Source organism: Pirellulales bacterium (assembly GCA_036267355.1).
Lineage (GTDB): Bacteria > Planctomycetota > Planctomycetia > Pirellulales > DATAWG01 > DATAWG01.
In genome coordinates, this window is sequence record DATAWG010000076.1 from 131,197 (window position 1) to 139,903 (window position 8,707).

Sequence of the window (8,707 nt, forward strand, 5' to 3'; positions counted from 1 at the left end):
TCTGGCCATGAATCGGGCGCCATGATCTATTGCCGCGGGCCCCTGGATTGTCTTGCCGCGGAGCAATCAACTACCATGGCAGTTGCCACGCTAACGGCTTTGCGCCGCAGAACGCCGAACGGAAACTGTCCCAATGAACACGATCGTCGCCACAGCGATCCTGCTTGTCGCCTCCCCCGCCCTCGCCGCCGATCCGGTGATGCATCGTGATTTGCCCTATGCCGGGGCACAAAGCGATAAGGCTCGGCCGAAAAACAATTTCTCCACAGAGCCTTCTCCCCTTGCGCCAGAGGGCAGGGTGCGGGGTTCAAAAAGCGGAAGTTATTTTTCGGCCGAGCTTAAGCAGACTCTTGATGTCTATGCTCCAAGCCGGGGCAAAGACCATCCGATCGTGTTTTGGATTCATGGCGGCGGCTGGCAAAGCGGCGACAAACAAGACGTGGATAAGAAACCGCCGGCTTTCGTCGAGAAGGGATTTGTGTTCGTTTCGACGAATTATCGATTGTTTCCCGCCGTGACGCCCAAGCTGATTGCCCAAGACGTGGCAAAAGCGCTGAGGTGGACCCACGATCATGCTACCGAGTTCGGCGGCGATCCGAACGCGATCTTCGTGATGGGTCATTCCGCCGGAGCGCAACTGGCGGCCCTGATTTGCACGGACCAGCGCTACCTGAAGGCCGAGGGCCTGCCGCTCTCGATTGTCAAAGGCTGCATCCCGGTCGATGGCGACACCTACGATCTGCCGATGCAGATTGCCACTGTGGAAAAGAAGCGAGCAGATTTTTTTAGACGAGCCTTTGGCGACGAGCAAAGCCAAAAAGATTTGTCGTCGGTCATGCACATCGCCCGCGGCAAGGGCATTCCGCCGTTCTTGCTCGTCTATGTCGCAAATCATCCGGAAACACGGCCACAAGCCGAGCGGCTCGCCAAAGCCCTGCAAGAAGCCGGCGTTTCGGCGAAGCTGTTTGCTGCCGAGAGAACGAATCACGTCAAGCTCAATGCCGACATGGGCCCGCCCGACGACAAGCCGACCCAAGCGGTTTTCGAATTCACGGAGGGAGTGTTGGAGAGGCGGTAACTTGTTTGGCGGCAATGGTAGACGTGGTTCGCGTGGGAAACGGCAGTCATGGCAGATATCAAGGGCTATCGGCTCTACGTCAATCTCGGAGCCTCGCAGGTCAGGAAGCGGCTCAAAGGAGTGGGGTTCGGCGTGAGGAAAATTGAAACCGCCGGCCGGGGCCAGGCCGTCATCATTCATACTGCAACTGGCGATCACCGCCGCAAACTATGCGCCTTCTTCGAGGGGCTGATTGAACGGTCTCCTGGGGAAGAACAGGACAAAGATTGACGCGGCTTTCGGCTTGGCATCCGGCCGCCGGCAACGCAGAATTGCACTATGTGGCGAAATCATCTAGTTCGTGTCGGAGCGATGGGCCACGTCGGCCGGTTCACCGCCGTCGATGCGGTCGGCTATCCACGCGGCCGAAAGGTCGTTCTGCGAACCGCGCGCGGTTTGGAAATCGGCGAAGTGCTTGGCGCGGCCAACGATGCGGCCGGACCAACTCAGCCCGACGGCTCGATTCTTCGCGCGATGACGGTCGAAGACCAACTGCTCGAGGCCCGGCTGGAAAAGAACCGCCAGGCGGCCTTCGACGCTTGCACCGAGAAGATTCTCGGGCTGGGAGTCTCCGCCACGCTCATCGATGTCGAGCATCTCTTCGATGGTCGGTCGCTGTTCTTCTATTTCCTTGGCGTGGTGCCGCCGGAATTGGAATCGCTGGCCGGCGAACTGGCGCAAGCCTACGATGCAGCCGCCGAATTCGGCCGCTTTGCCGACACGCTGGCGACCGGTTGCGGCCCGGGCTGCGGAACCGACGAAGCGAGCGGCGGCGGCTGTTCGAGCTGCGCAGCCGGCTGCGCCGTCGCGGGAGCATGCAGCACCCGAAAGCATTGAAACAAGGGGCGAGGGGTGAAGGGTGAGTAAGACGTCGCGGGAGGATGCAGCACCCGAAAGCATTGAGCCGGCGGTTGTACGTAACGCCCCCTTGCCAAGAACCGTTTAACTTCTTGAAAGGCGAGATGATTTATACGACCGGCCTTTTCCCTTGCCCCGGCATTTATGCCGGGGACCACGACGAAAATTGGGGTATTTTCGGCCCGCTTCAGCGGGCTTACCGAAGCGGCGGCTTTAGCTCGGGAATGACCGTTGAACGTCGGGCGCTGCCAGATAGCTAAAGCCGCCATCGGTCAACCCCGTGAACGGGGCGGAAAGGCGCGATGACTGGGCTCGACGCCCCAGGCTTAAAAGCGCTTAAGAGCCTGGGCTACGGAAAAGCAAATTTCGGTTGTTCGCAAATGCTGCATCGCCCCACCATCGCCACCGCCGTCGAACAAATGCGGCAGGGCCATCTTACCTCCGGCGAATTGGTCGACCGCTGCCTGCGGCAAATTCGCGATAGCGACGATTCGATTCGCGCATGGGTCCGTGTCGATGACGCATCGGCCCGAGCGACGGCCGACGAGCGCGACCGCCAGGCCCGCAGCGGCGAAATTGCCGGTCCGCTGCACGGCATTCCCGTCGGCATAAAAGACATCATCGACGTCGCCGGCCTGCCGACCGTCGCCGCCGCGCCGTGGCGAACCGCTCACATTGCCGAGCGGGATGCGCCGCTCGTGGCGCGTCTCCGTGCGGCCGGCGCTGTGATTCTCGGCAAAACAGTCACGACGCAATTCGCCTATGTCGATCCACCGCCGACCCGAAACCCTTGGAATTTGTCGCACACTCCCGGCGGATCGAGCAGCGGGTCGGCGGCAGCGGTGGCCGCCCAAATGTGCTGGGGGGCCGTGGGCACACAAACCGGCGGCTCCGTCATCCGGCCGGCCGCGTATTGCGGCGTCGTCGGCGTCAAACCCACGTTCGGCAGCATCGACGCCGCGGGCGTGTTCCCGCTCAGCCGCGAGTTGGACACGGTGGGGCTGATGGCGTCGTGCGTCGACGATGCGCGTGTGATTCTCGGCGTGCTTCAAGGCCGGCCGATCGCGGCGGCAGCGGCCGAACGCCGCGAGCCAGTCTCGCTCGGATTCGTCGATGAATTTTTCATGGCTTGGGCCGAGGAGCCCGTGCAGGAGGCGATCGACAGGGCGCTCGAAGCGCTCCGCGCGGCGGGGGCAAAAATACATGCCGTGTCGCTCCCCGCCAGTTTCACTGCCGCCCATGCCATGCATCGGCGAATTATGGCCAACGGCGCCGCCGAAGTGCATCGCGAACAATTCGCCCGCCACGCAGCCGATTACGCCCCGCGAATCGCCGAGCTGATCCGCGAAGGACTGGCCATCGCTCCCAGCGATCTTGAAGACGCTCGTTCCCATCAGCGCCGCTTCATGGCCGACATGGCCGCGATGTTCGCCGGCGGCGAAGCGAGCGGGCTAGTTCTCGTTATGCCGGCCACGGTCAGCCCACCGCCACCGCGACTCGACACTACGGGCGACCCGCGCTTCAACGCTCCCTGGACCTACGCCGGCCTCCCCGCCGCGACGATTCCCTGCGGCCAAACCCCCGCCGGCTTGCCGATCGGCCTGCAATTGGTCGCCGCCCGCGACGCCGAAGAACAATTGCTGAATGCCGCCGCCTGGTGCGAGAGAGGGGTTGAACCGGCGAGTGCCGATTAACCTCGAACGTGGCTCGACCTTTGAAGCGGAATATATTGGGTGATGGCAGAGTGGACCGCGCGCCGAGGAAGCCCCTGACTTCGACCCTTGGAGGCGACGACAAGGCTCACGATTTTTCTCTGGATTAAAAGGACGCAGTGGAGGGAATCCGCACCTGAAAAAGGGGATGGGGCACCGGTAGTGGCTTGCTAAATCGTCCTGCCAGCCCGATGTTCCGAGCCAGCCAATTCTTCAACCAACGGCTGCGAGCAGGGGCGGCCATTCGCCGGCCCGTCATTCGCCGCGGGCGCCTAATTGGGCGAGCAGTTCGCTCATTTCGCCGGCGGCGTGGGCATTGCCTTGGATGCGCGCTTGCTCGATGCCCTCGCGAAGCGCGGTGCGGGCCTCGGCAATCCGATCTTGCGAAACCAACTGCTGGGCGGCCATGAAAAAAGCCGGCACATACGGCGGCTCGTCGCGCTGCAATTCGGCAAGACGCGCGAGGCTGCCCGCTCGGTCCCCCTCCTTGTCGAGTTCCAACGCCAGCGCGTAGCGAAGGAACACGTCGCGCGGATCGTCGGCCAACATGGCTTCGAGTTTTTCGCGGCGAGAAGACATGAAGGTAGGGTTAGGGGATAGGGTGAGGGGTTAGGGACGAAGAGTCGCGCGAACGGGCGATGGCGGGGCGGCTTCGAACCGATTACAGGCCGCCGGTGATTTTTAGGAGTTGGCCAGTTTTGGGGGCGCCGGGTTTGGCATCGGCGGGGCGGGCGGGGCCGAGGATCGTAACATACAAGACGCCGTCGGGGGCGAAGCACAAGGCGGTCGGCCGATCGAGCGATGTGATTTTGACGGCCTTGACGCCCATTTCGCCGCCACTTTCGCTCGCATCGAGCCGATACAACCCCGCCTTGGCAGCATCCGCCCAAGCCGCGTCGACGGCATACAGCAGACCGGTTTGTGGGCTATACGCCAAGCCGGCGATGTCCAATAACCCGGTCGGCAGGTTGAGCAGCAATTTGCCGTTCGACGGATTGTAGAACGAGAGCGAACTGTCGGGCGACTTGTCGAGTTTTCCGCCTTCGCCGACGACCAGTTCGTTTCGTTTGCTGATCACGAGCGCCGACGGATTGCCGGTGTGGGCCAATTTCGCGGTGGCGATGAGTGGTCGCAAAGGGGCAAAAATCATTTCGTGGTGCTTGTCTTTCGCCTCGGGCGTCCAGGCCCGAGATACCAACCCGCCGGCATCGCCGTGGGAAGTTGCGAAGATCGCATACGGGACCAGTTCCGAGCCCTCGGTCGCACCCGGCGAACGCGTGCCCTGGCGATGCGTCGATGCGGCGGCTACCGCGTAGAACCAACTTTCGCCCGTCGCGCTTTGAGCCTCTGGCTTTTCACCATGGCTATCGGGCTGGATCGTCAACACCTTTTTGGCGTCGTCGAGCGAAAGGGGCTTATTGTTTGCCGGCAGGCTAAACAACCGCACGGCGTCTTTTCCCGGCCCTTCCCCACCGCTGCCCACGACGAGATACTCCGTCGCGGGAAAAAAAGCCAACCCTAGCGGCCCGGCCCGCAGCTCCGGCAAGTCGGGCGCTTGTCCAACCGGAAAGCCGGTGATCGCCGGCAGCGGCTTGGCATCTTTGCCGGGCACGATCCGCACCACGCGCCCCGCGCCGCTTTCGGATACGAACAGATCGCCGCCGTTTGGCCGCACGACCACCGCCAGCGGAGTGTCGAGCCCGGCGACAACGGTCTCCGTCTTCACCGCCGGAGCGGCGGAATCGGCGATTGCGAAATTCGAAGCGGATGCAAGCAATCCAACCGCGAGCAACAGAAGCAATCCCCAATAGGGGCAATCGCGAGACGGCGGGCGAGTTCGATTCATCGATGCTCCGGTAAATTTCAGAACGCGCGAAACCGCAAGCGAGAAGCGGCGGTTTGCACAGGCATTCAACTCGTCGCGACGCCCAATCCGTTACCTTAGCGCCGGATGCGATTGTTCGTAGGCCGAGATGCTTTCTTCATGGGCCAGCGTAAGGCCAATGTCGTCGAGACCGTTCAACAGGCAATGCCGCCGAAATGGCTCGATCGGAAACTCGGTCGACCATCCATATTCATCGCTGACCATGCAGCTTTCAAGATCGATCGAAAGTTTGTAGCCGGAATGCTCGGCCGCGCGGCGGAATAGTTCGTCGACCACATCGTCGGGCAGGCGGACCGGCAATAGGCCGTTCTTGAAACAGTTGTTGTAGAAAATATCGGCGAAACTCGGCGCGATCAGCGCACGAAAGCCGAAATCGGCCAGCGCCCAAGGAGCATGCTCGCGGCTCGAGCCGCAGCCGAAATTTCGCCGCGCCAGTAGCACGCTCGCGCCGCGCAGCTCCGGCCGATTCAATTCGAAATCGGGATTTTCCGTCCCATCTTGATTCAATCGCCAATCGAAGAACAGATATTGCCCGAAACCGGTCCGTTCGATCCGTTTGAGAAACTGCTTGGGAATGATCTGATCGGTGTCGACATTCGAGCGATCCAGCGATGCGACCAGCCCAGTGTGTTTTACGAATGGCTGCATAAATTTCGATGTTCAAATTTGGATTAGAAGCCGGCCAACGCGCGAAACCGCAAGCGAGCCACCGCCCGCAATTTATCTTTTTTCTCGCCCCTAGCCCCTCGCCCCTCGCCCCTCGTGATACTTCCACCCCCGGATATCGACGAAATGACCGGTCACCGCGGCAGCGGCGGCCATGGCCGGCGAAACGAGGTGCGTGCGGCCGCCGCGGCCCTGGCGCCCCTCGAAGTTGCGATTGCTCGTCGATGCACAGCGCTCGCCCGGCTGCAAGATATCGGGATTCATCCCAAGGCACATACTGCAACCGGCCTCGCGCCATTCGAAACCGGCTTGGCGAAAGATTCGATCGAGCCCTTCCGCCTCGGCTTGCTGTTTCACTTGCCCGCTGCCGGGCACGACCATCGCATGCACGCTCGCCGCGACGCGATAGCCGCCGATCACGGCCGCCGCGGCCCGCAGGTCTTCGATCCGGGCGTTGGTGCACGAACCGATGAACACGCGGTCGAGCGGGATCGAGGTGATCGGCATGCCCGGCTTGAGGTCCATATATTCCAGCGCCCGAACCGCCGTTTTGCGTTCGTCGTCGTTGGCGAAGCCCGACGGATCCGGTACGGCCGCATCGACGGCCACCACCTGCCCGGGGTTCGTGCCCCAGGTGACTTGCGGCGTAATCTCTTTCGCATCGTAAATTTCGACGCGATCGTACACCGCGCCGGGATCGCTCGGAAGCTGTTGCCAGCGAGCCACGGCCGCATCGAAATCCTTCGGGGCAAACTCGCGGCCGCGGAGATAATCGTAGGTGGTTTGATCGGGCGCGATCATGCCGGCCCGAGCCCCGGCCTCGATCGACATGTTGCAAACCGTCAGCCGCTCCCACATTTTCAGCGCCCGGACGACGCTGCCGGTATATTCGATCACGTAGCCGGTGCCGCCGTCGGTCGTGATCCGGCCGATGAGCCAGAGGATGACATCCTTGGCCGTCACGCCGGGGGCCAATTGGCCGTCGACGCGCAGCTCGAATGTTTTGGGGCGCGTTTGCCGCAGCGTTTGCGTGGCCAGCACATGCTCGACTTCGCTGGTGCCAATGCCGAAGGCCAGGGCGCCCAGCGCGCCGTGCGTGGCGGTGTGGCTATCGCCGCAAACGATCGTCATGCCCGGCTGCGTCAGACCCAACTCCGGCCCGATGATGTGGACGATCCCCTGCTTGCGATTGTCGAGATCGTAGTGCCGGACGCCGAACTCCCGGCAATTGGTCCGCAGCGTTTCGATCTGCTGCCGCGAAATCGGATCGGCGATCGGCAGCGAGCGATCGGTCGTGGGCACATTGTGATCGGCGGTGGCCACCGTCCGCTCCGGCCGGCGAACCCTTCGGCCCGCCAAACGCAATCCTTCGAACGCCTGCGGGCTGGTCACTTCGTGCACCAAGTGCAGATCGATATACAGGATATCCGGCTGCCCGGGCTCGGAATAAACCCGATGCGCATCCCAGATCTTATCGACCATCGTGCGCGGTTTTTGCGACCCGTTCGAAGCGGCCGGCGAAGAGCCGGCGGCATTGGTGTGCGACGAATTCGACATGGCGAGCAGATGACCCTCAAAAAACGCGAGAAAGCGGCCTGTTTGGCGGCAAGTAGCCAAGTTTATATCAAACCCAATTATACCCGCGAACCGGACATGGGGCAGTGGGCGGACGTGGCGTCATTCTGGCAGACCGAACCAATCTTGAAATGTCGCCCTCAGCTTGGCGAAGGCCGGGTCAAGGCACCGGCGCAAGCTCACCGTTGCCGCCAAGCGAAAGTAAATGCTGGATGACCTTGGTGTTCGCCGTTCGCGCAGGACTCGCTCGAGAGCCTCTTTGGGCTTAACCGGCTTGCCCAGCGCGTCGTTCGAGAAGCCTTGCAACTCTAACCACTGGCGAAGACTTCCAACTTCGTCTGGCCACGCAAGCACTGTTGCGATAGGAGGCGAATCACTCCAAACCCATGCTTCCAATTCCGGTTCGATTACGACAGCCGCACAACGATCTTTCCAGCCCCGGCTTGCCAGTCGATTTTCGATGTCCGCCTCAAGTCCGACCCTGTCAATTGCCTCACGTCCGCAGCCTTCGTGGTCGTGGATCACGAGGGCGTACTTATAGAGTCGAGTAAAACTCGCGAGAAAATCTTGGCACCGCAAATGGCATCCTGGATCACTTTCTGGATGAACAAAGATCTTGTGCCTCACTGCTCGAATGCTGAGCGATTCTTTTCTGGCCAGAATGCCCTGTATGTTAAGTTCGATATTCTTATCCGCAGCCAGAACCACGAGATCGAGGCTAGCGTGAGAAGTGATCAACTCAGCACCCCACCGGGTAAGCGTTCACGATGTTTTGTCGCTTTCCGGAGATTGATTGCCTGATTTTAGCTGGCCTGTGGGTGGAGCGGTAGCGCGGAGATGTGTTCCAGAGTGGCAGGCGGAAGAGGAGCGGCAGGGTAAACGACAGCGCCGCTA

Annotated in this window: 9 protein-coding genes; 4 read left to right on the forward strand and 5 right to left on the reverse strand. The window is 61.6% G+C overall.

The window, feature by feature from the left end; genetic code table 11:
• The first annotated feature begins 133 nt into the window (after positions 1-133).
• The 4 genes from VHX65_12295 (at position 134) to VHX65_12310 (ending at position 3,669) form a co-directional block, all read left to right on the forward strand.
• On the forward strand, positions 134-1,078 hold the full coding sequence (locus VHX65_12295) for an alpha/beta hydrolase (GenBank protein ID HEX3999323.1): 945 nt from the start codon (positions 134-136) through the stop codon (positions 1,076-1,078).
• Positions 1,079-1,126: 48 nt separating this feature from the next.
• Positions 1,127-1,348 carry a hypothetical protein gene (locus tag VHX65_12300; protein ID HEX3999324.1) on the forward strand — a complete coding sequence of 74 codons (222 nt, stop codon included), beginning with the start codon at positions 1,127-1,129 and terminating at the stop codon, positions 1,346-1,348.
• A gap of 48 nt (positions 1,349-1,396) precedes the next feature.
• Positions 1,397-1,954, forward strand: coding sequence for a PSP1 C-terminal domain-containing protein (locus VHX65_12305; GenBank protein ID HEX3999325.1), 558 nt, complete (start codon positions 1,397-1,399; stop codon positions 1,952-1,954).
• Positions 1,955-2,355: 401 nt separating this feature from the next.
• A complete protein-coding gene (locus VHX65_12310) occupies positions 2,356-3,669 on the forward strand; it encodes an amidase (GenBank protein HEX3999326.1) in 1,314 nt (437 codons plus the stop codon).
• 273 nt (positions 3,670-3,942) lie between these two features.
• On the opposite strand, the gene VHX65_12315 is transcribed toward VHX65_12310, so the two are convergent.
• From VHX65_12315 to VHX65_12335, 5 genes are all read right to left on the reverse strand, one after another.
• The gene (locus VHX65_12315; protein HEX3999327.1) at positions 3,943-4,266 is read right to left on the reverse strand and encodes a hypothetical protein; all 324 of its coding nucleotides are present in this window, start codon (positions 4,264-4,266) and stop codon (positions 3,943-3,945) included.
• A gap of 82 nt (positions 4,267-4,348) precedes the next feature.
• Complete coding sequence (locus tag VHX65_12320; protein ID HEX3999328.1) at positions 4,349-5,533, reverse strand: hypothetical protein; 1,185 nt, start codon at positions 5,531-5,533, stop codon at positions 4,349-4,351.
• A 90-nt stretch (positions 5,534-5,623) separates the two neighbouring features.
• Positions 5,624-6,220, reverse strand: coding sequence for a 3-isopropylmalate dehydratase small subunit (gene leuD, locus VHX65_12325; protein HEX3999329.1), 597 nt, complete (start codon positions 6,218-6,220; stop codon positions 5,624-5,626).
• Positions 6,221-6,310: 90 nt separating this feature from the next.
• Positions 6,311-7,795 (reverse strand): 3-isopropylmalate dehydratase large subunit, encoded by a 1,485-nt coding sequence (leuC, locus tag VHX65_12330; protein ID HEX3999330.1) that lies wholly within the window; start codon positions 7,793-7,795, stop codon positions 6,311-6,313.
• A gap of 120 nt (positions 7,796-7,915) precedes the next feature.
• Complete coding sequence (locus tag VHX65_12335) at positions 7,916-8,521, reverse strand: hypothetical protein (GenBank protein ID HEX3999331.1); 606 nt, start codon at positions 8,519-8,521, stop codon at positions 7,916-7,918.
• Between the last annotated feature and the right edge of the window lie 186 nt (positions 8,522-8,707).